Annotated in this window: 30 protein-coding genes; 28 read left to right on the plus strand and 2 right to left on the minus strand. The window is 62.1% G+C overall.

Annotation, left to right across the window (positions count from 1 at the left end; genetic code table 11):
- Positions 1-61: 61 nt before the first annotated feature.
- The 12 genes from EDC31_RS06885 (at position 62) to EDC31_RS06940 (ending at position 12962) form a co-directional block, all read left to right on the plus strand.
- Entirely contained in the window at positions 62-454 is a 393-nt protein-coding gene (locus tag EDC31_RS06885; RefSeq protein ID WP_042056445.1) for a hypothetical protein, read from the plus strand.
- 65 nt (positions 455-519) lie between these two features.
- Entirely contained in the window at positions 520-1083 is a 564-nt protein-coding gene (locus EDC31_RS06890) for a c-type cytochrome (RefSeq protein ID WP_023979779.1), read from the plus strand.
- Positions 1084-1217: 134 nt separating this feature from the next.
- Complete coding sequence (locus tag EDC31_RS06895) at positions 1218-3353, plus strand: 2Fe-2S iron-sulfur cluster-binding protein (protein WP_023979780.1); 2136 nt, start codon at positions 1218-1220, stop codon at positions 3351-3353.
- Positions 3353-4081, plus strand: coding sequence for a hypothetical protein (locus EDC31_RS06900; RefSeq protein ID WP_010668179.1), 729 nt, complete (start codon positions 3353-3355; stop codon positions 4079-4081). Before EDC31_RS06895 ends, EDC31_RS06900 begins: the two co-directional genes overlap by 1 nt.
- The gene (locus EDC31_RS06905; RefSeq protein WP_010668178.1) at positions 4078-4860 is read left to right on the plus strand and encodes a hypothetical protein; all 783 of its coding nucleotides are present in this window, start codon (positions 4078-4080) and stop codon (positions 4858-4860) included. Before EDC31_RS06900 ends, EDC31_RS06905 begins: the two co-directional genes overlap by 4 nt.
- 997 nt (positions 4861-5857) lie before the next feature.
- On the plus strand, positions 5858-7912 hold the full coding sequence (locus tag EDC31_RS06910) for a ParB/RepB/Spo0J family partition protein (protein ID WP_018308134.1): 2055 nt from the start codon (positions 5858-5860) through the stop codon (positions 7910-7912).
- 84 nt (positions 7913-7996) lie between these two features.
- Positions 7997-8494 carry a DUF6878 family protein gene (locus EDC31_RS06915; protein ID WP_010669160.1) on the plus strand — a complete coding sequence of 166 codons (498 nt, stop codon included), beginning with the start codon at positions 7997-7999 and terminating at the stop codon, positions 8492-8494.
- The gene (locus EDC31_RS06920; protein ID WP_042063043.1) at positions 8484-8843 is read left to right on the plus strand and encodes a DUF6915 family protein; all 360 of its coding nucleotides are present in this window, start codon (positions 8484-8486) and stop codon (positions 8841-8843) included. Before EDC31_RS06915 ends, EDC31_RS06920 begins: the two co-directional genes overlap by 11 nt.
- 127 nt (positions 8844-8970) lie before the next feature.
- Positions 8971-10155 (plus strand): DUF932 domain-containing protein, encoded by a 1185-nt coding sequence (locus tag EDC31_RS06925; RefSeq protein ID WP_132126969.1) that lies wholly within the window; start codon positions 8971-8973, stop codon positions 10153-10155.
- 83 nt (positions 10156-10238) lie between these two features.
- Positions 10239-10679 (plus strand): hypothetical protein, encoded by a 441-nt coding sequence (locus EDC31_RS06930; protein ID WP_018308132.1) that lies wholly within the window; start codon positions 10239-10241, stop codon positions 10677-10679.
- Entirely contained in the window at positions 10666-11712 is a 1047-nt protein-coding gene (locus tag EDC31_RS06935) for a DUF7146 domain-containing protein (RefSeq protein WP_010517764.1), read from the plus strand. Before EDC31_RS06930 ends, EDC31_RS06935 begins: the two co-directional genes overlap by 14 nt.
- 320 nt (positions 11713-12032) lie before the next feature.
- Positions 12033-12962, plus strand: a complete 930-nt coding sequence (locus tag EDC31_RS06940; RefSeq protein ID WP_010517762.1) for a DUF2493 domain-containing protein — start codon at positions 12033-12035, stop codon at positions 12960-12962.
- Between the two features lie 30 nt (positions 12963-12992).
- On the opposite strand, the gene EDC31_RS06945 is transcribed toward EDC31_RS06940, so the two are convergent.
- Positions 12993-13322, minus strand: a complete 330-nt coding sequence (locus tag EDC31_RS06945) for a helix-turn-helix domain-containing protein (RefSeq protein WP_018308131.1) — start codon at positions 13320-13322, stop codon at positions 12993-12995.
- A complete protein-coding gene (locus tag EDC31_RS06950; RefSeq protein ID WP_010517758.1) occupies positions 13300-13686 on the minus strand; it encodes a type II toxin-antitoxin system RelE/ParE family toxin in 387 nt (128 codons plus the stop codon). The genes EDC31_RS06945 and EDC31_RS06950 overlap by 23 nt, the downstream gene beginning before the upstream one ends.
- A gap of 267 nt (positions 13687-13953) precedes the next feature.
- On the opposite strand from EDC31_RS06950, the gene EDC31_RS06955 reads away from it, so the two are divergent.
- The 16 genes from EDC31_RS06955 (at position 13954) to EDC31_RS07040 (ending at position 22837) form a co-directional block, all read left to right on the plus strand.
- Entirely contained in the window at positions 13954-14394 is a 441-nt protein-coding gene (locus EDC31_RS06955) for a hypothetical protein (protein WP_023979781.1), read from the plus strand.
- A 596-nt stretch (positions 14395-14990) separates the two neighbouring features.
- Complete coding sequence (locus EDC31_RS06970) at positions 14991-15317, plus strand: DUF736 domain-containing protein (RefSeq protein ID WP_018308129.1); 327 nt, start codon at positions 14991-14993, stop codon at positions 15315-15317.
- Between the two features lie 340 nt (positions 15318-15657).
- Positions 15658-15810 carry a hypothetical protein gene (locus tag EDC31_RS17675; RefSeq protein WP_010518334.1) on the plus strand — a complete coding sequence of 51 codons (153 nt, stop codon included), beginning with the start codon at positions 15658-15660 and terminating at the stop codon, positions 15808-15810.
- 180 nt (positions 15811-15990) lie between these two features.
- A complete protein-coding gene (locus EDC31_RS06980) occupies positions 15991-16275 on the plus strand; it encodes a helix-turn-helix domain-containing protein (protein WP_018308128.1) in 285 nt (94 codons plus the stop codon).
- 130 nt (positions 16276-16405) lie between these two features.
- Positions 16406-16669, plus strand: coding sequence for a DNA -binding domain-containing protein (locus EDC31_RS06985; protein ID WP_010518332.1), 264 nt, complete (start codon positions 16406-16408; stop codon positions 16667-16669).
- Positions 16670-16807: 138 nt separating this feature from the next.
- On the plus strand, positions 16808-17026 hold the full coding sequence (locus EDC31_RS06990; protein WP_010518331.1) for a transcriptional regulator domain-containing protein: 219 nt from the start codon (positions 16808-16810) through the stop codon (positions 17024-17026).
- Between the two features lie 19 nt (positions 17027-17045).
- Complete coding sequence (locus tag EDC31_RS06995) at positions 17046-17594, plus strand: DUF2285 domain-containing protein (RefSeq protein ID WP_018308127.1); 549 nt, start codon at positions 17046-17048, stop codon at positions 17592-17594.
- Positions 17595-17816: 222 nt separating this feature from the next.
- Positions 17817-18068 carry a helix-turn-helix transcriptional regulator gene (locus EDC31_RS07000; protein WP_010668883.1) on the plus strand — a complete coding sequence of 84 codons (252 nt, stop codon included), beginning with the start codon at positions 17817-17819 and terminating at the stop codon, positions 18066-18068.
- Positions 18065-19156, plus strand: coding sequence for a replication initiator protein A (locus EDC31_RS07005; RefSeq protein ID WP_018308126.1), 1092 nt, complete (start codon positions 18065-18067; stop codon positions 19154-19156). Before EDC31_RS07000 ends, EDC31_RS07005 begins: the two co-directional genes overlap by 4 nt.
- A complete protein-coding gene (gene parA / locus EDC31_RS07010; RefSeq protein WP_018308125.1) occupies positions 19153-19791 on the plus strand; it encodes a ParA family partition ATPase in 639 nt (212 codons plus the stop codon). The genes EDC31_RS07005 and parA overlap by 4 nt, the downstream gene beginning before the upstream one ends.
- Entirely contained in the window at positions 19788-20531 is a 744-nt protein-coding gene (locus tag EDC31_RS07015) for a DNA-methyltransferase (RefSeq protein ID WP_018308124.1), read from the plus strand. The genes parA and EDC31_RS07015 overlap by 4 nt, the downstream gene beginning before the upstream one ends.
- Entirely contained in the window at positions 20528-20770 is a 243-nt protein-coding gene (locus tag EDC31_RS07020; RefSeq protein WP_018308123.1) for a ribbon-helix-helix protein, read from the plus strand. The genes EDC31_RS07015 and EDC31_RS07020 overlap by 4 nt, the downstream gene beginning before the upstream one ends.
- Complete coding sequence (locus EDC31_RS07025; protein ID WP_023979783.1) at positions 20767-21267, plus strand: DUF2840 domain-containing protein; 501 nt, start codon at positions 20767-20769, stop codon at positions 21265-21267. The genes EDC31_RS07020 and EDC31_RS07025 overlap by 4 nt, the downstream gene beginning before the upstream one ends.
- On the plus strand, positions 21264-21821 hold the full coding sequence (locus EDC31_RS07030; protein ID WP_023979784.1) for a S26 family signal peptidase: 558 nt from the start codon (positions 21264-21266) through the stop codon (positions 21819-21821). Before EDC31_RS07025 ends, EDC31_RS07030 begins: the two co-directional genes overlap by 4 nt.
- A 1-nt stretch (position 21822) precedes the next feature.
- Positions 21823-22161, plus strand: coding sequence for a DUF736 domain-containing protein (locus EDC31_RS07035; protein ID WP_023979785.1), 339 nt, complete (start codon positions 21823-21825; stop codon positions 22159-22161).
- Between the two features lie 4 nt (positions 22162-22165).
- Positions 22166-22837 (plus strand): lytic transglycosylase domain-containing protein, encoded by a 672-nt coding sequence (locus EDC31_RS07040; RefSeq protein WP_023979786.1) that lies wholly within the window; start codon positions 22166-22168, stop codon positions 22835-22837.
- Positions 22838-22934 lie beyond the last annotated feature (97 nt).

A 22934-nucleotide genomic window follows, 5' to 3' on the forward strand; every position in this document is an offset into this window, starting at 1 on the left:
AATCGTCGCGGGGCGCATTGTGCGCCTTCGCATCCGATAACCAATGATGAGGAAAAGACCAATGCTGACCATTAATTTCAGATCATCGGCCCTTCTGGTAGCACTCCTGGCCACGGTCTCAGTTGCGCATGCCCAGACACCGGTTCCGGCACCAGCCCAGCCGCAGGGCCAGGATATGTCCGGAATGCAGGGTATGTCAGGCATGTCAGGAATGGACCACGACAAGATGAAAATGGACGGCATGCCCGGATCCGGCATGAAGGGGGCAGAGAAAGGCATGAAAATGAAAGGAAAGATGGGGGGATGTATGAAGATGAAGGGCATGGCCATGCCGAACGGTCAGGCAATGGCACCATCGGATAAAAAGATGAAAATGGGCTGCGGCGACAAGGGCGACGGCATGAAAATGCCGATGGGCCCGCAGAGCATGCCCGACGCGGTTCATCAGCGCTGATCGGTTCCTGATGGAGCGGGGCGGCGTCATAAGCGTCGCCCCTGGACATGCCCAGGGAGGCACGCATGAAAAGATTAGCCTGGAGTCTCGCCGGCATTCTGCTGGTCGGGATCGGCGCGGGAACGGCCGTCGTTTTCGGTGGTCTGTATGATGTAGGCGCCACCTCGCCGCATTGGCGGCTGACCTATCGTGTTCTGGAAACGGCACGCTTCCATTCAATCCGGCATCACGCCGAGGGCATTACCACACCTGTCGATCTTGAGACGCAGGCACGGCTCGTCGGCGGTGCATCGCATTTTTCGACGCATTGCGCCTCCTGTCATTCCGCGCCGGGCGTCGAGGCCGAGGATATGGCGGAGGGGATGTATCCGAAGCCGCCGGTTTTGAATGATGTGGCGCAACGCTATACGCAAGGCGAACTGTTCTGGATCCTCAAGCATGGCATCAAGATGTCGGGCATGCCGTCCTGGGCGGATCATGGTGATGATGATCTCTGGAACATTGTCGCGTTTCTCAAAAAGCTTCCGGGAATGAACAGTTCCGACTACCAGGCGCTGGTCGCCCAGGCAGGAGCAGCTGGCGGACATCATATGCATCACGACATGGATATGCCGATGCCCCGACAATAGATGCCGCTGGGATAATTGATCGAGATCAAGGAAAATATGCCATACCCCTGTAGGGTAATAACCCGTGCCCTGACGACATCCGGAAAGCGGGCCGGTATGGGCTTTGCCGAGGATGATGGCGTGTTGGAGAAACCATGAGGCGTGTCTTTTTGAGCGTGAGTGTCGTGATCATGACGCTGCTCGTCAGCATGTCCGAGGGATTCGCTCAGGCACCGGGTGAGTCTCCCGCCGTTCCGGCCATGTCCAGCGGCACTATGACGGGGCCTACGACAGGCAGCCCGCCACCTTCGCTGGCGCTGCGGCGGGATCAGCCGGAAGACGATGGGCCGATGGCAGCGCCCCGGGATGCCGGTCATGGCGCCGAGTCGTCCGGCGGAATGGAGACGACCACCGCTCGACCCGACTCAAGTATGTCCGACATGGACGGCATGATGTCGATGGGTGGTGACGAGCATGCAAGCCATCACCCTGGCATGGGCGCGGCGGGGAACCCCGGTGCGCCACCATCCGGGCCGGCGGTGCAGGGCGATATGATGAGCCGCATGCTGCCTCAGGCTGGGCAGGCATTGAGTGCGGTTCCCGGAGCAGACAAGGCCGACGCGGGTTGTTGCGGAGCGCGCGGTCGCACGCCGCTTTATACTTTCATGATGACGCATCCGAAGCTGACCGACGCCGAACGTCAGATGCTGGCCGATATTGCGGCACAGAGGCTTCAGGACGGTCTTCGCGAAGTCGGCGCCGCATCGGTCGATGCCGCTCAGTCCCTGTCGTGGGAGACGATGCGTCGATCCAGCCAGCATCTCCATGAAGGCGTTGCGTTGCTCGATAGCGGAATGGCCGCGCGCGCGGCCGCGACCGGCCTCGTGAATCCTCAAATGGTGGCATTCAACTGGTTCACGGCACAGATGGGTCTGCCGACAGTCGCGGCGAGCCAGCAGAACGGCCTGTTTTTCGGATTGACGCCGGCCCACCTGGTGTTCATGACGATCCTGATCCTGGTATCGATCGCTCTGCTGATCTTGCAGGTCCTGCGGTTGCATCGCGTGCAAGAGATTCTCAGGACCACCACGGCATTCGCACCGAAACCAACGGTCCCGCCCACGCCACCATCGTCGACCGGCGGCGGTCCAACACCTCCTGTTCCGCCGCCTCCCCCTGTACCGGGACCAGGCGGTGGAACGGCCACTCCGATCGTCGGCGCACCTCGACACGGCCTCTGGCGTGGCGGTCTGAAAGTGGCCCGGATCATTCGGGAGACACCGGCGATCGTGACGTTCTATCTAGTTCCGGCCGATGGGGGGCGGATTCCCTTTGACTTCAAACCCGGCCAGTTCGTGCAACTCACCATCGAGCCGACGTCTGGCAAGCCCGCGAGCCGGTCCTATACGATCGCATCGTCGCCGGGGCAGGTCGAACATCTCGAACTAACGATCAAACGCGAGGAACATGGGTTGGTCTCGCGCTACCTGCACGACACGGTCAAAGAGGGTGATCTTTTAAAGATCGCGGGTCCATCGGGTATGTTCACCTTTACGGGTGACGAGGCAGACTCGATCGTCCTGCTGTCCGGCGGCGTAGGCATCACACCGATGATGGCGGTCCTGAGATACCTGACCGATATCGTCTGGCCTGGCGAGATCTACTTCGTCTATTCCGCTCATGCCAGCATCGACTATGTGTTTCGCCAGGAAATCGAGTGGCTGGAACGTCGCAATGACAAACTGCACGTTATTGCCACCATGCGGCGGTCGCCGGGGACAGAGTGGTCGGGGCCGGAAGGGCGCATCACGAAGGAACTGCTTCAGCAATCGGTGCCAGATCTCACAAACCGGCGTATCCATGTCTGCGGCCCACCCGGGATGATGGCAAGCATGAGAGCGTTATTGACGGATCTCGCTGTGCCGGAAGCCAATGTTCATAGCGAGGCATTCGGACCAGCCGCGATGAAGGCCGAACCTGCGGTCGGGCCTGTGGCGGCCCCCTCATCCCCGGCCGTTACGCCTGCCGCAACGACCATTACGTTTTCCACTTCAGGGAAATCGGCTCCGTTGCAACTGGATGAAACGGTTCTCGACGCGGCTGATGCGGCAGGTGTCAATATTCCATCCTCCTGTCGATCCGGTATCTGCGGCATGTGTACGACTCACCTGCAGCAAGGTGAGGTGACGATGGCGGTCGAGGATGGGCTCGATCCGGCTGACAAGGCCAAGGGTTTCATCCTGGCCTGTCAGGCGAAGACCACGGGTGGTCCGCTGGTCGTGGAGGCGTGATGCAGGAGCGCAGCGAAATCATTGTCGGCGCCCTGGTCGTCCTGCTGGTGCTGTTCCCGCTGGGCTTTCTGGTGCATGTCGCGCCACGCTTTCCTGGGAGTCTGGCTGGCAGCCTGATTGGCATTTGCGCCGCCATCCTGATGCTGGTGCCGCTGATTTACGTAGCGGGCAAACGCATTCCCGTCGTGCATCGTTATTTCGCGCCGCGTGTCGAGAGCCGAACCCTTCTGTCGGTGCATATCTATGCTGGCGTCCTTGCACCCATTTTGGGCCTGATCCACGCCGCCCATAAATTCGATAGCCCGATGGGGATCTCGCTAACCGGCATCATGCTCGTCCTCGCTATTAGTGGCTATGTCGGGCGCTACATGTTGATCCAGATCGGGCGCGGATTGCGCGGTCGCACCCAGGAACTGGCCCAACTGCGCACGTCTCTGGCAGATGCCGGGGTGGCGCATCTGATGCCCGAGACGCCGGATGTGCCCCATAATATCGTCCAGCGCCTTTTTCTGACCTCGGCCTATCCCGGTACGCGGGGTACATCGGATCGCGAGGCCACGATTGCCTCGGCGCTGGCCGATGTTGAGTATGCGGTCAGGTCGGAGAGGGTGGCGAACGCACTGTTCGGGCGTTGGCGCAAGATTCACGTCATCCTTGTGGTCATCCTCTATTTTCTGCTGATTCTGCATATCTGGTCAGGCCTGTATTACGGGCTGAGGTGGCTATGAAGCCCGCTGTCATACTCTATACGGTCTTTGCGCTTGCGGCTCTGATCGTCGGACTGGTTGTGCCCCTTGCCGTGCATCGTTCCGGCAGTAACGCAGTTCCTGGTTGGGAAGGGTTGGTGAATCCCGGACCGATCTCGAAAGCGCACCAGTTTATCGCGGGCCAGTGCGAGACATGTCACAGGCCTTTCACAGGTGTGGTGACCAATAACTGCGTGACCTGTCATTCTCTGGCGTCGTTCGCCGACAAGCAATCCACCCGGTTTCATGTCGCGGCGACGCAATGTACGTCCTGTCATGTGGAGCACGGTGAGCGGCCACATATGACCGTGATGGATCATAGTGCATTGACGAGGGCGGATTTCTGGTCAGACACCGTTGCGCAACTTCGCTCGGCCGGGCTGGTTGGAGCGTCGCCGATTCCGGGAAGCGCTGCGGCTATTCCGACTGATCATCGACTTGACCGTGATGCCGTTCTCCATCTGAATTGCGCAAGCTGTCACTCCAACGTGGATCCTCATCGCGCCCGCTTTGGTCCTGATTGCGCGAGTTGTCACTCCACCAAGACATGGCTGATCGCCGCGTTCGAACATCCCGCCGATCAGATATCGACGGATTGCAACGCCTGTCACAAGGCGCCGCCCAGCCATTACATGATGCATTTCAAAATGATTTCGCAGCACGTCGCGCATCAGGATGCCCCGGTGGAGCATTGCTATGCCTGCCATACCACCGATGCATGGAACAATATTCGAGGGTATGGATGGTATAAGCACCATTAAATCTTACGAAATTTGCGTCAGAATATCGCCATTTAACGCGCGTGTGTGATGATGAAATCACTAGAAGCGGCGACATTGCCCAAAAAAGATATTGTAAATCAGAAAATATATCGAACGTTACGTATGATTATTTCGCACGTCGTAAACCTTTGAAGAAAGCAGTTGGCTTACTCTGGCCCGAATAGGGTTATTTCCAGGTTACGGCTAGATAGAAAAATTGACATTTCTTCAAAAAAATCTATAATTATTAGGACACTCCTAGAAGGGTTCAGGCTTTACTATATGCTTACCATTGATGATGGCGGAGGAACGTTATGATCGCATACTTGAGGAATTCGTTTAAAATAACGACGTGTATCTCTTTGATCGCTTTGCTTTCTGCATGTGGCACGACGACAGATCGTCGACTCACTGAGGACGAACAAAGTTGCCGGAGCATGGGGCATACTCCGGGAACGGCTGAGTTCAAGAACTGTCTGGCGGATTTAAATGCCAGAAGGTGTGCCACTTCCCGGCAAAAGGGGTGGGGCGAACATCACGATGCATCGCTGGACTGCACAAGATTGCCCTGAATACGCCGTTTATTATGTTGTGAAACATCGTTTGTGTATATCATTATATAATTAATAGGTGTCATGATGTCGCGATCCGGCTTGAGTCAGAAGCGCCGAATGGTGAGGCGTCGTTTTTGTTTGAGACATTCGGTAGCTTTTTCTGTGGATTACGGGTGGTCTAACATATTCTGTCGACGGTGCGGTTCATGTTGGTGTTCTGACTCGGATACAGATCGGACATCGCATCTTTTGTGATGTATACTGCGAGTACACATGTCCAGTTTCGGGGAGCAGATAACACAGGCTGGACGACCGACAAGAGGACGGTTAGCGACTTAATCGGCCTCGGGTTTTTCATGAAAAGTCAGAGGGTGGGAGTGATTTCATGACGGATTCAGGGGTGGGAGAGAGGCTTCCGCCCGTCCGTCACGGAGTGTTCCGCCATGGCGAGCGCCATCCAGAAAATCGCTCTCAATGCGTCCCGTGATATCCCTTTCAACAAACTGGTGCTGTCGCAGTCCAATGTGCGGCGTGTGAAGGCCGGCCTGTCGATCGAGGAACTGGCCCGCGACATCGAACGTCGCGGGCTGCTCCAGAGCCTCAACGTACGCCCTGTTCTGAACGATGATGGGACGGAGACAGGTTCCTACGAGGTGCCGGCTGGCGGCCGTCGCTTCCGCGCGCTCGAACTGCTGGTCAAGCAGAAGAAACTGGCCAAGACTGCCCCGGTGCCCTGTGTCGTGCGCGAGGCCGGATCGGCCATTCTCGCCGAGGATGATTCCCTGGCCGAGAACGTGCAGCGCGTGGCGCTGCATCCGCTGGACCAGTTTCGTGCCTTTCGGGACATGCTGGAGAAGGGCATGTCCGAGGACGAGATCGCCGCCGCGTTCTTCGTCGTGCCCACCGTGGTCAAACAGCGCCTGCGCCTGATGACCGTGTCCGACAAACTGCTCGAGATTTACGAGCAGGACGGCATGAAGCTCGATCAGCTCATGGCGTTTTCCATCAGTGATGACCATGCCCGTCAGGAGCAGGTCTGGGAGATTATCGCCCAGAGCCATAACCGCGAGCCCTATCTGATCCGCCGCATGCTGACGGAAAAAACCGTGCGCGCATCGGATCGCCGCGTGCGCTTCGTCGGGCTGGATGCCTATCTCGCTGCCGGTGGCCATGTCATGCGTGACCTGTTCGAGGCCGATGACGGCGGCTGGCTGCAGGATCCGACCCTCCTCGACCGGCTGGTGATGGACAAATTGGCTGGGGCGGCCGATGACATCCGCGCCGAAGGCTGGAAGTGGGTCGAGACGGCGCTGTCCTTCCCGTGGGGACACACGCGGGGCTTCGCGAGGATTGAAGGCTCGCCGGTTGTGCTCTCGGAAGAAGAAGCCGCCCGTCTAACCGCTCTGCACAGCGAGCAGGAAGCCATCGAGGCGGAATACGCACAGGCCGATGAGTTCCCCGACGACGTCGATACCCGGCTGGGGGAGATCGAACAGGCTATTGAGGCGCTGGAAGAACGCCCTGTGTCCTTCGATCCGGCGGAGGTGGTCCGGGCAGGGGCCTTTATCAGCCTGGATACTGATGCCACGCTGCTGGTCGAACGGGGCTTCGTCCGCCCTGAAGATGTGCCGGCGGAGCCCGAGGACGGCCCGGATACACCCGAGGGTGATGATGACGCGGTCGTCCATCACGGCGCGGGTGATGACGTCGAAGGAACTGGGACGGAAGGCGCCCCCGGCACCGAGCCCGAAGAGGAAGATGGGCTGAAGCCGCTGCCCGACCGCCTGCTGACAGAGTTGACGGCCTGGCGCACGCTGGCCCTGCGTGACGCGTTCGCCGGCAATCCGCACATCGCGTTGACCGAACTGCTCCACACGCTGGTGCGCGATCTCTACTGGCAGGTGTCGGGCGCGGATTGCCTGGAAGCCTATGTCCGGGAAATCCCGCTGCGGGTGCATTCGCCAGACATGCCGGGCAGTGTTCCCGCTCATGAACTTCGCCAGCGCAACGAGGGCTGGAAGCATGATCTTCCCGATGACGAGGATGCACTCTGGCAGTGGCTCGACGGGTTGGATGATACCAGTCGCCTGGCCCTACTGGCGCATTGCCTGTCTTTTGGCGTCAACGCGCTGCATGAATCGTCCCATGGTCCGTCTCTGGCACGTAGCGTCAGGGAGCGCCTGGCGCGAGCCGGCCGGCTGGCGACAGTGCTCCAACTCAATCCGGCCGAAGCGGGATGGCAGCCGACGGTGGAGAACTATCTCGGCCGTGTCACCAAGGCGCGTATCCTCGAAGCCGTACGCGAAGCACGCGGCGATGAGGCAGCGGCCCGCATTGCGCATCTCAAGAAAATGGACATGGCCAGTGAGGCCGAGCAGTTGCTGGACGGCTCCGGCTGGCTGCCCGAAGCATTGCGAACTGCTGGTTTGACCGACGGTCATCAGAAACAGGTCGCTGTTATCCCCATCGAAACCGCCACGAATATCGCGGCCGAATGACGGGCGCCTCGTAATTCATGACTCCGAACCTAACCGGCCCTGGCTTCGGTCAGGGCCGTCCTGCTGATCCAGGAGAAACAGGACATGACCAATCCAGGAAATACGCCTGAACGGGCCGATACCTTCACCGCCTTTTCCGAGCATTATGAGGCCTATCGGAAACGGCAACAGGAATTTGGAGCAGTCAATCGCAAAGCACTGTTTGATTGCCTTGATGCTGCTGGGATCGAAACAGCGGTGGTCACCTTCGATGGTTGCGGAGATAGCGGCCAGATCGAAGATATGGCGGTCACTCCGGAAACCGATAATACGGTTCTGGAAAACTGCATGCCTTACATCTCTGTCGACTGGCAATGTGCCACGTCGAAAACTGATGATTGCAGCGTCAAGGATGTCATTGAGAACGTCTGCTACGACCTGCTTTCCGAAGCGCACGGTGGTTGGGAAAACAATGATGGTGCGTATGGCGAGTTTACCTTTGACGTCGCGGGACGGTCCATCGCCCTGGAGTATAACGAGCGTTACACCGCCGTCGAAAACTACGGCCATGAATGGACGGAGGAAGGGCACCATGGCGCATAGTTATCATCATGCCCTCTCCGTGCGGAAATGGGGCGGTACGGTAGAGGATTACCTGCCGTTGCATACATGGTTCGATGAATCGAAACTGATCACGGCGGACTTCCGGCACCGGGCGCTGCGACACCATGCGGAAGGCATCTTCCTTGCCGAAAAACTGTTCGGTGTCACACTCACGCTTTCGACCGGGCGGGCAGTGCCGACCCGGCTGATCGGCGAACAGCACGTCCGGGAAGATTTCGGGTTTATCCCGAGCTTTGCGGACTGGGTGAAGGAAATCCGACCCTGTCCATGGATGGGACGCGCCAGGCCTCTCGATGTAGAGCATGAAACACCGCACAGTATGAGCTGATGCGGGATTTCGAGAAAGCGGCTTCCGTTATCCGGAAGCCGCTTTTTTCGTGCCGGTCCGGCCGGGAAGGAGTGAGAGGGCGGCTTCGCCTCTGATGCCGAATATCCGGCAAGAGAGGAGAGTCCCCATGTCCGCTTCCATTCTGTCTTCCGCCCGCACGGGCTTCCGGATTGATCCCTCCCGTGGCGAACGCAGCGCCCGCGTATCGTCCGAATGGTTCTCGCGCCCCGATGACGAACGCTATCTGTCGCTGTCCGACCTGCATGCTGCCACGCTGGCGCGGGCAGACCGGGCCACGGCCCGCACGGTGGAAAGCCGCGCCATCCGCGTCGAGGCCTCGCGCGACAGTGTCGAGCGTCTGACCCTGACCGTGCCAGGACAGCATGAGCCGATCGCGCCGACGCATTGGTCCTTCGGCCAGATGTGCAGCCTGGTCAGCGCGCCGTCCTCCTATCTGCGCGACCTGCCGGCACCGCTGGCGGCGATCAATCTCCAGCACGGGCTGCTGTCGCACCGCGCCGAACTGGTGAAAACGCTGGAGACCGAAGACGGACGGGTAGAACTGCGCGCCGTGACCGGTCCGGATTATGGCCGCATCTGGGATCACGAATTGGTCGGGGCGGTGCGCAAGATCGCGGGTGACGGCACAGGCGATACCAACTGGAAGGTGCCGGGCGTCATCGACTGGGCCACCATGACCCATAATCCCTACGTCGATATCACCAAGGAAACTACGACGCTGTATGCGTCAGACAGGGACGTGTTCCTGTTCCTCGTGGATGATACGCATCCCATCGAGGCCGGACGCCTGCCCAATGGCGATCCCGATCTCTATTTCCGGGGTTTCTACGCCTGGAATTCGGAAGTCGGCAGCAAGAGCCTAGGCATTGCGTCATTCTATCTGCGCGGGGTGTGTCAAAACAGGATGTTGTGGGGCGTGGAAAATTTCGAACAGATCACCATCCGGCATAGTAAGTTCGCGGCCTCGCGCTTCGTGCATCAGGCGACACCAGCACTACGGAATTTCGCCACTGCCAGCCCGGCCTCGTTCGTCTCCGGCATTCAGGCCTCGCGTCGGGCGCTGGTCGCGAAAACAGATGAAGACCGCGAAAGTTTCCTGCGTCGTCGCGGGTTCTCGAAACCGGAAACCGCAAAGATCATCGAAACCGTGCTGCACGAGGAAGGCCGCAAGCCCGAGAGTGTGTTCGATTTCGTGCAGGGGATTACGGCGCTGGCGCGGACAAAGGCCAACCAGGACACGCGGCTGGATCTGGAAGAGAAGGCCCGCAGGCTGATGGAGCGTGCTTCCTGAAAGCCGCTTTTCTGTCTTTCCGTAAAGACGTTTTTACGAGCCCGGCCACTGCGCCGGGCTTTTTCGTTTCGGGAGTCATTCCGATGGCTGATTTCTTCACGCATTTCTCGTGCGTTCTCGATGTGGGTACGGTGGAAAACGCTGCCAAGGCGCTCGATCTCTACAATGAATTCATGGACGAACTGGCGGCGGAAGACCCGCCATCTGATGGGTTCCGGCTTTCTGTAGAACCGGAATATGGTGGCACCAAGCTTTGGATGCGCGATGAGGTGACTGGCGATCCGCATCAGGTCGTGGAATTCGTGCTACGCTGTGCGCGGGCCTTCCGGCTTCGGGGCCGATGGGGATTCCAGTGGGCCAATAGCTGTTCACGTCCCCGGATCGGCGCCTTCAGCGGCGGTGCGCATCTGCTTGACCTTGGCAGGCGCAAAACGATTTCATGGATGACCACCGATCGCTGGCTGGCGATCGCCCTGGACGGAGGCAATCCCGACACAGGAGGGCAGGGCGATGACCTTGCATGATGCAGGCGATCTCGCCCGTCGTCTGGCGGAGAACGCGGAGGCGGTGTGCCGGCAGTATCTGTCCGCCGGTCGCCGTCACGGCAATTACTGGCTGGTCGGTGACGTGCGCAATACGCCCGGCCGGTCGCTGTTCGTCCGGCTCCACGACACCGCCAACGGCAGGGCGGGAAAATGGACGGACGCTCAGTCGGGTGAGCATGGCGACCTGCTCGACGTGATCCGCGAAAGCCTCGGCCTGGTGGATTTCCGCGACGTGGCCGACGAGGCACGCGCCTTCCTCAGCCTGCCGCATCCTGACCCAGTGCCGCCGTCACAGGACCGACCTGCCCGTGAGCGTGCTTCCGCCAGTTCTTCCGAAGCGGCACGACGGCTCTGGGCCATGTCCGGGCCGATCATAGGCACATCCGTAGACGCGTATCTCCGTAGACGCGACATTACGCTTTTGCACGGAACCGAAGCCCTGCGCTTCCATCCGCGTTGCTTTTACCGCCCGGACGAGGACGGTCTGACCGAGACCTGGCCCGCCATGATCGCCGCTGTCACCGACCTCGACGGCACTCTGACCGGTGTGCATCGCACCTGGCTGGCGGCGGACGGCCGTGGCAAGGCACCGGTCGACCATCCGCGCCGTGCCTTGGGCGGGCTGCTCGGTCATGCCGTGCGCTTCGGGGTGGCATCCGACGTGCTCGCCGCCGGGGAAGGCATCGAGACGGTGCTTTCGCTGCGGCAGGTTCTGCCCGATCTGCCATTGGCCGCCTGCCTGTCTTCGGCACATCTCGCTGCCCTGATCTTTCCGCCGCTGCTACGCCGTCTCTACGTCCTGCGCGACGACGATCCGGCCGGGGATCAGGCGCTGGCGACGCTGCACGCCCGCGCGGGTGACGCCGGGATCGAACTGATCGGCCTGTCGCCACGGCTGGGCGATTTCAATGATGATCTCCGTGCGCTGGGACGCGGCGCGCTGCGGGCGATCCTGCATCCGCAACTCGCGCCAGCGGACGTGGCACGCTTTCTGGAGGCCGCCGATACCTGAGCGGGCCGGAAAGAGGAGTGGGGGGGCCGTCTTCTGTCGGCGGGCCTGTCCTGCCTCCCGTCCGGCAGGTCCGCGCCCCGGCCTTTCAAGTGGGGAGCGGGCGTCAGCCGGGCCGGGCCTTCAATGGCGTGAGCCGGCTATTTTCCGTCGCGCCCTGTGGGGGCGCTTTACATCGCGAGGCAAAATAGCCGGCCCCCTGCCATCCTTCGCTGTGCTGCGGCCGCGCGCCAGCGCGCGGTTCCGGCCCGTCCCTGGTCTGCCGCTGTCCGCCCCCGGAAAGGCCGCGAAGGGCGCAGCCGGAGACCTGGGAGGACAGCCTCATGACCCGCATGACCGACGATTTCGAACCGCCGCACGCCGCTTCATCCACCGCGCATGTGCTGACCGAACTCCAGATGTATGGCTACCGTCCCTTCGCGGACGAGCCGGACCCCAGGCCGCTACCCGAAGCGCAGCGCATCGGGGGTGCTGTGGCCGACATCTTCGACGCCATCGCTGCGACGCTGACCGACACACGGCTGGAAGCCGATCTCGAAGCATTGCTCTGGTCCACCGTGAACATCTTCCACCGCATGGTCGGCCAGGTTGAGCGTGAGCTTGACCGCAACGAGCAGGCGCAGAAACGGAGCCAGCAGGAACAGGATGGCAGCGAGATCCGCTCGGTGGAACTGGAGCGGCTGATCGCCGAAGGGCTGACCCTGATCGAGCGCCGCAACGCCTACGAGATCTTCCGCGACGAGGCGCAGGAGCAGTTCGAGCGCCTGACCCTGAGCGCGTGGCGTCCGAAGGCCGGCTCGCTGGTGTCACGTCGCACCATGACGGCCTCCATGATCGACAGCCGCGATTTCCTCAACGCCCGACGCCGCGCCGAGGGCGAGTTGCTGGTCCCGCCCGGCCCCAAGGTGGTCGTGACCGGGGGCCTGGACTTCGACGACCATATCCTGATCTGGGACCGGCTGGATAAGGTGCGGGCCAAGCATCCCGACATGGTGCTGCTCCACGGTGGCTCGCCCAAAGGTGCTGAGTTCATTGCCTCACGTTGGGCCGATCACCGCGATATCGTGCAGATCGCCTTCAAGCCGGACTGGACCAGGCATGCCAAGGCGGCGCCCTTCCGTCGTAACGATGCGCTGCTCGACACTATGCCGATCGGCGTCATCGTCTTCCCCGGTTCAGGCATCCAGGAAAATCTGGCCGACAAGGCAAAGCGGCTCGGTATCCCGGTCCTGCGGTTCGGAGGCGGCGCGTGAGCGCTCTCTCCTTCCCCGCAAGCCAGCGTCTCAGGCAAGAACCTCAAGACCGTGCTTCTGAATGACGCTCAACAGCTTGAGCGCCATCCCGCTCGGCCGTTTGGCGCCGCTCTCCCACTTCTCGACCGTGCTTTCGCTCGTGTTCAGATACCGCGCGAAGACCGGCTGGCTGACATTGTTCGCCTCGCGGAGACGCTTGATCTCGATCGGCTCGATCGCAGGGGGCACCACCAGATGGCGCGTGTCAAAATCACGCATCGTCGCCTTGTCGAGCGCGCCGACCTTGTGCAGCATTACCGCCCCGGAATGAATGGCCTCGGAAATGTCGCTCCGGAAGCTATTTTTTCTCTTCATCGCCATGGCATATCTCCGTCAGGTCTCGATCCTTCAAAAGCCGTTCGACCTGTTCCCCGGTCAGCACGGCATAGGCTTTGGCGAGGGTCCGGAAGTCTTCCAGTTCATCGCTATCGATATTGTCCCGGTCCTTCTTCGCGAACAGATAGGCGTAGATCCAGTATCGACCGCCTTTCGCAAGAATAATGCTGCGATGCAGGTTCTTGTTCAGGCGCTTCTTGAAGACACCACCACCCAGATCGACGGCCTGACCCTTCATGACCTCCCGGATCGCTTTGCAGAGTTCATCGTCTTTGATGCGAGCTTTCCGGGCCGCCCTGGCGAACCAGGCGGTCTTGAATGCCCGCTGGGATGGCTCGGCATTGGTCATGACCTCCTATGTAGCACCAGGTGCTATGGATCGCAAGGTTCTTCGCAACGCCACCGGATCACGGGGGAAGGCAATAACGCTCGACCTGATTGACCGCAACGTCCGCATACCAGCGATAGATTTCGATGATATCGTCACCGGCGGGACGTAAGCCGCGCGGATTTTCGTTCCGGTCACCGTATCATCTGCGCTATAATGCGGGTTGCGCCGTGGTGGTGGTGGCAGGCGCGACCGTCCGACATTGTCGGTTGCACGGAGACCGCCGCCATGTTCATCCTTGCTCCCTTCCTGCTCGTCGCCGGCATTGGCTTCCTGTGCTGGTTGTTCTTTACCGTGGCAGTCTTCGCCCTGCCCTGCGCCATGGGTCTGATGGCCGGGTTCTGGGCGTATGGTGCGGGTGCTGGTGTTGTCGGCGGGATCATCGTCGGTTTCGTCGCGGGCGCTGCAACCTTCGTTATTGGCCAAATCGCCTTCGCCTTGGTGCCGTGGATGTGGCTCAAGCTGCTGATCGTCCTGCTCTATACGGTGCCCGCCATTATCATGGGCTACAGCACGACACATGGGATCGCCCAGATGCTGATGCCGTCTCCGGCGTGGCAGCTCTTTTTCTCCATCATCGGCGCGATCGCGGTGGGCGTCACCGCTTTCATCCGCTTTACAACCGTGGCCCCACCCGGACCGTCCGGCGGCAATATCGCGCGGGTCTGACACCGCTCTGGCAACCGGCGAGGCAGGACAGGATCGGGGGCTTTCGCATCTGGCCGCCTCGCTGTCAGGAGGGTATGGCAGGAGCGATCGATGAGGCCCTGATTGCAGCATATTGGCTGAAGGTGCTCTTTCCCTGGAGCGTGGACGTCCAGCGCTTCCTGTCAGCATCGGCCGGTGGAATCCCGGAAGGCAGGGCGTGTCCGTGCGAAACGCAGTCCCGGAACGGGGCGTGTGCAGGGTCGGAAGCAGGGCATGACGATGCCTTCCCCTTCCTGGCCGACACTTGCGTGGGGCGCGGGTGGCCATAGTCTCCGTGATGTGTGCTCTGTCGGGCCGCGCACGCATGCCGCCTCTCAAGATGGCTGATCTAGCCGAAGGTCGGCTGCGCCTCGATCGGCCATGGCGCAACAGCGGTCCATAATTTTCTTCCCCTGACGGCTGCGCCGTCATTCCTCGCGAAACAAGAAAATTCCGTCCCGCCGTCCTCCGCTGCGCTTCGGTCCCTACGGGATGCGCCGCCGCTCGCCTCCGTCTGTCCGATCGCCATCGAGGCCGCAATGGTGCGGGCTCGGTAACAGAGATCACGGAGCAGTATCATGGCTACCATCGGCACCTTCAAGAAAGTCGGCAACGGATATAACGGCGAGATCGTCACCCTCTCGCTCCAGACCCCCAACGTCCGCATCGCCCCCGAGACCACGCGCCTGAACGAAAATGCCCCCAGCCACCGCGTCTTCGTCGGCCGGGTCGAGATCGGAGCGGCCTGGTCCCGGCGCTCCAACGAGGGGCGCGACTATCTGAGCCTCAAGCTCGACGATCCGAGCTTCAACGCCCCGATCTTCGCCAACCTCTTCGATGACGAGGACGGCGAGGGCTACAGCCTGATCTGGTCCCGCCCCAACGGCCGCCGCAACGGCGACTGAGGTGCCAGCGATCCCCCGCCCGGCCGGTCCGGGTGGGGCCTTCGCATGACCGATCGCGAACCGGCGGGTGGGCGCACCAGTCGCGCCGCGCCCAATCTGCCAATGTGTGGGCAAGAAAGGGGAACAGGGCTTCCCTCAGCCTTCCCATTGTACCATGCCCGGCGTGAACCGCCTCAAGGACGCGCGGTCCCCCCAATTTTGCCCGGCGCACCCTACGGGCACACCAGACAAAATCGGCTCCCCCGCGCGCCGCTGGGGCGGTCGCCTGCGGCGATCCTTGACCCGATTCACGCGCGCATGAGGCGACGGCCTGTCTTCGAAAAACGAAAGGAGCAGGACGATGACCACGCTACACGACCAGATCCAGATGCTGCGCGCCGAACTGACCAGCTTTCACCTCAGCCGTCGTGAGCGGGCCAAAATCGAGCGTGAACTGAACCAGGTATGCGCGCAATTCGCAGCAAAATGCCACGACGGGGAGGCCTCCGCGTAAGCGGGGGTCTTTTCGTCTGGTCGCCCGTACCGACGGCGGACCCCACTGACGGTCCTATCAGAAGCAGGACGCCGGTGTTTCCTCACTATCCAACTGAAAGAACGATATTGAATCTCCATTATACGACTATTATAGTCGTATTTCTGGTGTGCATGCCCTGCATGTCGGATGTGATCATGGATGATCACTGGCCGACAGGTAAGGGCGGCACGGGCACTCCTGAACTGGACACAGGAACGGCTCGCTGAAAAAGCCCTCGTAGCATTGACCGCGCTCAAGCGCCTTGAATCCGAGCGTGGCCTTGGTGTCCATGAGGGCACGATCGACCAGGTCCGCCGCGCGCTGGAAGCAGCGGGCATCCTGTTCATCGAGTCCGGGCAAGGGCGTGGTGTCATGTTTCTTCACGAGACTTCCGATCCACAGACGCGACAGGATGCGGGCCGTCGCAGACGCGCGCCGTCCTGATCGGCCTGGCCGCGCAGCCTTCCCACTCGGCCCCGCGTTGTTTTTTGCGTCAGCGCGGAACCGTCGAACGGTCGTCATTCCACGAATTTGTTATCGAACCGATCCAACAGCGCTATCACGAGGGATCGTCATGACCCACCCATCCTTCCAGGATCACCCGCCTCTGACGGCGCGTGTGAACGCCTATGACGAGCAGCATCTCGACCTTTATCTCCGCCTCCTGATCGCCGACGAGGAAGGTGCCGACTGGCGCGAAGTCGTTGCGGTGCTGTTCAAAATCGATCCTGTCTGTGAACCCGTGCGCGCCAGGGCTGTTTACGACAACCATCTTGCACGGGCGCGCTGGATGACCAAAGCCGGCTACCGGCATTTGCTGGAGCCGCGCCTGCAATAGCCGGGCTTCGCCGGCCCACGCGCTGGTCCCCCACGGCACTCTCCCCAATAGAAAATCAGGGTCTATGCGCTCGCGGTTCCGATCCGGCTAATTGAGGCTGCCCCCTTGCCGTATGAGGGGCCAGACAGGGAGGTCACCATGCCGACATCCTTCTGGCGTTCACAGGAAATACGCGACCGTATCAGCACTCTGGACCGTTCCGGTTTCGCCGTCGAGTTCCTGCGCCGCAACGCGACGTACCGTCGCGAGTATGCCCGCCTGCAACGACGCATCGCCCGCCGGGCAACGGACGCCGCCGCAGAGCGCGCGGCGTTCGCCGAACGCTGGGGGTTGGGCTTTTGTCCATGCTCCCGATGAACCCGCCCGCCGCGGCCGCATGGTCTGGAGGCCCGAGGTCTCCCCGGCCACGCTGATTCTCACGCCGGCACCCTCGGGTTTCGCGACGGTGACCCCGATCGAACCCGCCATGCTGGGGAATATCCTGGCCCGTCACGACGATGCGGATGGCGGGTGGCTTACGATCGGCGACGCGGTTGGCGATCTCTTTCTTCGGCTTCTGGACCCTTCGGCCTTGCAACGCCCCGCCGTGCTGCTGCCGCTGGACGCTGCCGGCGAGCTTCGTCTCGACGTGGCGTTGCGCTTTTTCCGGCATCTGCGTGGCAGCCGCGTTGCCCTGCTTCCACGCGCGCTCCAGCTCACGCCGCTCCAGCGTGCGCGGCAGATTCAGCTTCTGATCGCCTTCGACATTCAGGAAATTGGTGGCGGCCCACGTGAGGTCGCCATAGCCGCCGGCCGTTCATGGCAGGCGATTTTACCTTCCATCGAGTGGAAGAACACTGCGGCGCGGCGCTTTGCGGATCGCCTGATTCAGGACGCAGAGAACCGGGTAAACGGCGGTTACCTGGATTTCTTACACGGCAAATAGCATCAGCCGTTTTTCGCTCTCCTGCGCTGTTTCCCTCCATTTTTTCGACGCTGGCCTGCGCCCGGCTGCGCACGGTAACTCTTGCGCGCGTCATGGTCCGCCGAAGGTGGACACTGAGTCTGAAAAATCTTCGTCCACCCCCAACGCCTGCTTTCTTCGCCACCGTCATCCCGATCCGCCGCGACTTCGCCGCGACGCTTCAAAACCGGACGGAGGCATATCATGCTCAACAGACCCACGCCCTCACCGGCGCGCTATCTGCGCACCCATGAGGCTGCGCAAATTCTCGGACTTTCGCCGCGCACACTGGAAAAATATCGCTGCCACGGTACAGGACCGACGTTCCGCAAGCTTGGTGGTCGCGTCGTCTATCTGATCGATGACCTCGACGTATGGGCAGCCGCCGGTGCGTGCAAATCCACCTCCGACCCGAATTATGACGCGGCGCGTGCCGCCGGGCATGACCCACGATGAATGCCGCGCCGGGTATTCCGCGTTCCAGGCGCGCAAGCGAACGCAACAGGCTCGACCCGTTCGTGGTCTCCGGCGGGGATGCCAGCCCGCGCGATCAGCGCGACCTGATGGAGCGACCGTTCTTCTCGCTCGCGAAGACAAAGCGCACGGTGCCGATCTTCTATGAAGCCGGTGACGTCCGTGTCGAAGTCTTCGGCATGCCCGACCATGGCATGGCGACGATCTGGGACGCCGATGTGCTGATCTGGGCCGCCAGCCAGATCGTCGAGGCGGAAAATCTTGGTCTTACGACATCGCGCTTCCTGCGCTTCACGCCCTATCAGCTTCTGAGCAGTATCGGGCGTCAGACGGGAGCGCGGGATTATGGGCTACTCAAGGCGGCACTGACCCGGCTCCAGTCCACCGTGGTCGCCACTACGATCCGCAACGGCCAGAACTGGCGCCGTCAGCAGTTCTCCTGGATCACCGAATGGGAGATCTGTGCCAGCCAGACGGGCCGCGCCGCTGGTGTCGAGATCGTCATTCCCGAATGGTTCTATCGCGGCGTGATCGACCGCTCGCTCGTGCTTGCCATCGACCCGGCCTATTTCCGCCTCACCGGCGGCATCGAACGCTGGCTCTATCGCATCGCCCGCAAGCATGCTGGCCGCCAGCGTGCGGGCTGGACCTTCGAGATCGCCCATCTGCATGCGAAATCCGGCAGCCTGGTGCGTGTCTCGGATTTCGCCATCCAGATCCGGCATATCGCCGCCCGCCAGTCGTTGCCCGGCTATCGCCTGGGCATCGAGCGCGACGGCGCGCGCGAATTGCTCCGCATCCTGCCGGCCGACTTATCCACAATTCCTGTGGATAACCATGTGAATGGTATCGGGATTTCACACGCAACCCTTATCGGGACATCACACGCAGGACTATCGGGACTTCGCACGCACGAATCGCAGCTAAGTCTTTGGCCTGAAACGGCGATTCCGGCCCTTAACTTATCTAACTTAGAATCTAACTCTTATGTTGATGGGGCGGGCCGCCTTGCGGATAACGGCCCTGGTCCCTCCGTTTCCGGCCCAAAAGCACGCGGAGACGGGCCATGATCGTGGCCCTCCTCAACCAGAAGGGCGGCGTCGGCAAGACGACGCTGGCGCTGCATCTCGCGGGCCAATGGGCTCGGGAAGGCCGGCGCGTGACGGTCATCGATGCCGACCCGCAGGGCTCGGCGCTGGACTGGTCGGCGCAGCGCGCACGGGAGGGACTGCCCCGCCTGTTCGGCGTGATCGGCCTGGCGCGCGACACGCTGCATCACGAGGCGCCGGAACTGGCTCAGGGGGTGGATCACGTCGTCATCGACGGTCCGCCTCGGGTGGCGGCGCTGCTGCGCTCCGCCCTGCTGGCGGCCGATCTGGTGCTGATCCCGGTGCAGCCTTCGCCGTTCGACGGCTGGGCCTCGGCCGAAATGCTGCGGCTGCTGGCGGAAGCGCGGCTCTTCCGTCCCGGTCTGCTGGCCCGTTTCGTGCTGAACCGCTGCGCCGCGCGCACGGTGATCGCCCGCGAAACCCGGCTGGCGCTGGTGGGGCATGAGCCGGCGGCGCTGGCAGCGCGGATCGGCCAGCGGGTCGCGTTCGCCGACATGGCGCGCACCGGCCGCTTGGTCTGCGACTTGCGCCCGCAGGGGATTGCCGCCCGCGAAATCGCCGCACTGACAGCCGAGATTGGGGGGCTGGTGTCATGACCCTGCTGACCGGCGACAGCGCGCTCCTGATGCCCTGGCACGGCCCCTACGACATGATCCTGGTCGATCCCCCCTATGGCGATACGTCGCTCGCATGGGACCGGCGCATAGCGGATTGGCCCGGCAAGGCGCTCGCTGCCCTGAAACCCAGCGGCTCGCTCTGGGTTTTCGGCTCCCTGCGGAGTTTCCTTGCATCCAACGCGGCATTTCGGAATGCGGGCTGGAAATATGCCCAGGAACTGGTCTGGGAGAAGCAGAACGGTTCCAGCTTCCATGCCGATCGGTTCCGGCGCGTGCATGAACTGATCGTCCAGTTCTATCGCGACGATACGCCCTGGCGCGCCGTCTACAACGTGGTTCCGACCACGTCCGACGCACGGGCACGCACGGTACGACGGAAACACCGGCCGCCCCACATGGGTCGGATCGATGCCGGTCGTTACGTCAGCGAGGACGGTGGCCCGCGCCTGATGCGCTCCGTGATTCCGGTCCGTAATACGCATGGCCGGGCCATCCACCCGACCGAGAAGCCGGTGGCGTTGCTGGAGATCCTGATCCGCACGAGCTGCCCACCGGGTGGCCTGGTGGGCGACTGGTTCGCCGGCTCGGGGGCTGCTGGCGTCGCCTGTCGGCTCGCCGGTCGGCGCTATGTCGGCTGCGAGATCGATCCTGTCATGGCGCAGAAAGCGCGCGACCGTATCGCGTCCGTGCTGCCGCTCGGCGAGGGAATATCGCCATGACAGAGCGTCGCACGCTACCCGGCTTCGCGTCGCGCCCCGCCGACCCGGAACGCTGGGTCAAGGCGCCGGACAAGCCTGCGGCTGCCAACCACTTCACCGCCCGGCTGACCATCGACGTCACGCCGGCGCTGCGCGCCCGCATCAAGGTCGCGGCGTTCCAGCGCGGCATGACCGTCGCCGACATGCTGCGCGCGCTGCTCGCCCGTGAGTTCCCTGACAATCCCGGAGACGTGCCATGAACGGACGATTTTCTACGCCGCCGCATCGCCGCGCGGCGTCGCTGACCCATGTCGAACTGACCTGGATCGAGAAGCGTATCGAGCACTGGTTGCGCTTCGGCCACCGCGTTGACGAACAGATCCTTGATGGTCGCCGCCGCATTTCCAGTTTCGCGCCGGGCAGCATCTTCGCCTTCGTCCGCTGGGCGTCGAACGATCTGGGAGCCACGGTCTCCCGCGTGGACATCGTGCGGGCGGTGGAAGCAGGAAGTCCATTCCAGACTCTGCCATTTGTGCGTCCCGGTGGCGAAATCCTCCTGCGTGTCGATAGCTGGCCGAGGGTCGAGCGCGTGCTTCGGGCGATCGACGCTGTTGACGCGCTGGGCATCGACCCGGCGGATGCCGCGCCCGATTACTGGCGGCATCTCCACCATCGCATCACTGCCGGACATGAGCCCCGCAGCTACACGCGCGAGCAGCACGCAGCCTGGCTCAAGCGGCGGCAGGTGACGTCATGACCCGGCGTGGCTGGTTCTTCGCCACCTATTTCGCGGTGCTCGGTGTGGGCGTTTCGCTGGCCCTGCATCCTATGCCCCGGCTGATCTGGAACGAAACGGCGAGCGTGCCCGTCGGGCTTTATCGGCTGCACACGGACCCTGCGCCGCATGTCGGCGATCTGGCCGCTGTCCGTCTGCCCGAGCGCGAGGCGATGCTGCTGGCGACGCGCGGCTACCTCCCTCTCGGTGTGCCCCTGCTCAAACCTGTAGCGGCCATCGCAGGGCAGTTCGTGTGCCGTACCGGACAACGCATCACCATCGACGGAAAATTCGCTGGCGACGCGCGATCCGTCGATCATCGTGGTCGCCCGCTGCCCGTCTGGCGGGGTTGCCAACACCTCGATCCCGGCCAGGTCTTCGTCATGAATCCGGCCGAGCCACGCAGTCTCGATGGCCGATATTTTGGCGCGCTGCCCCTCTCCACCGTCATCGGCCGAGCCACTCCGGTCTGGCTTCCATCCGGGAGCGGCCAGGCCGTCGCCTTATCCTCCAATCCATCCGCGAAAGGACACTAAGATGGCACAGATCGGTCTTTTCACCCGCACCAAAACCGGCTTTGCCGGGCGTATTCGCACCCTTACCGTGACGCAGGATCTTATCCTCATTCCGGCCGATTTTTCCGACGCCGAACATGCACCGGATTATCGCATCCATCTCACCGATGCCGACGGTCCGGAGGTCGGCGCAGGCTGGAAACGCACCGGCGAGAGGGCCGGTGAATACGTCGCCGTAGCACTCGACGATCCCGCCTTCACGCAGCCCATCCGGGCCAATCTCTTCCGCACCGCCGACGACCGCGCGGTCTGGGTGCTGAACTGGACGCGCCCGTCAAAGCGCGCCGAAAGAGGAGATTGAGACGATGCGACCCGCGTTCTTCCTCGCTGTCGGCATCACCGCGATCGGCGTATTAGCTGCTGCCGACCAGACACGGGCGGCGTCGGTTTCGACACTCGCCGACACCGATTCTTTTGCTGCCCAAATCGCTGAGGCAGTCCGCCGTTTCGACGTTCCTACCACCTGGATACGGGCGGTGATGCGTGCTGAAAGCGGCGGTGATACCAGTGCGATTTCGTCGAAAGGCGCGCTCGGCCTCATGCAGATCATGCCCGCGACCTGGGCCGACCTGCGTGTCCGCTATGGGCTGGGAAGTGATCCATTCGATGTGCATGACAACATTCTCGCGGGTGCCGCGTATCTGCGCGAGATGCACGATCGCTACGGATCACCGGGGTTTCTCGCAGCCTATAATGCCGGACCGGGACGCTACGAGGACTTCCGCGATCGGCAACGTCCGCTGCCGCCCGAAACCCTCGCCTATGTCGCCGGTCTTCTGCCTCTTCTCGGCCAGAACGGTGACGCAATACCGCTTCCGGCGGCGCGTCCCGATCCCCTGGCCTGGAGACGCGCGCCGATCTTTTTCGCACGCGCGAACGATGCGTCTGCCAACATCACCGCACGCGATCTGTTGCCTATTGCACCGCACTCCGCTGGCCTGTTCGTGACGGTTTCTGACAGGGAGTCGGCACCATGACCATGCCGAATCCGCCTCTCCTTACCGCCCATTCGCAGCCGGTCGCAGGTCAGCGCATAATCGTGGTCCGGCGTGGTCCAGCGTTTCTCATGACGGA

The organism is Acidomonas methanolica (genome assembly GCF_004346035.1).
Classification (GTDB): domain Bacteria; phylum Pseudomonadota; class Alphaproteobacteria; order Acetobacterales; family Acetobacteraceae; genus Acidomonas; species Acidomonas methanolica.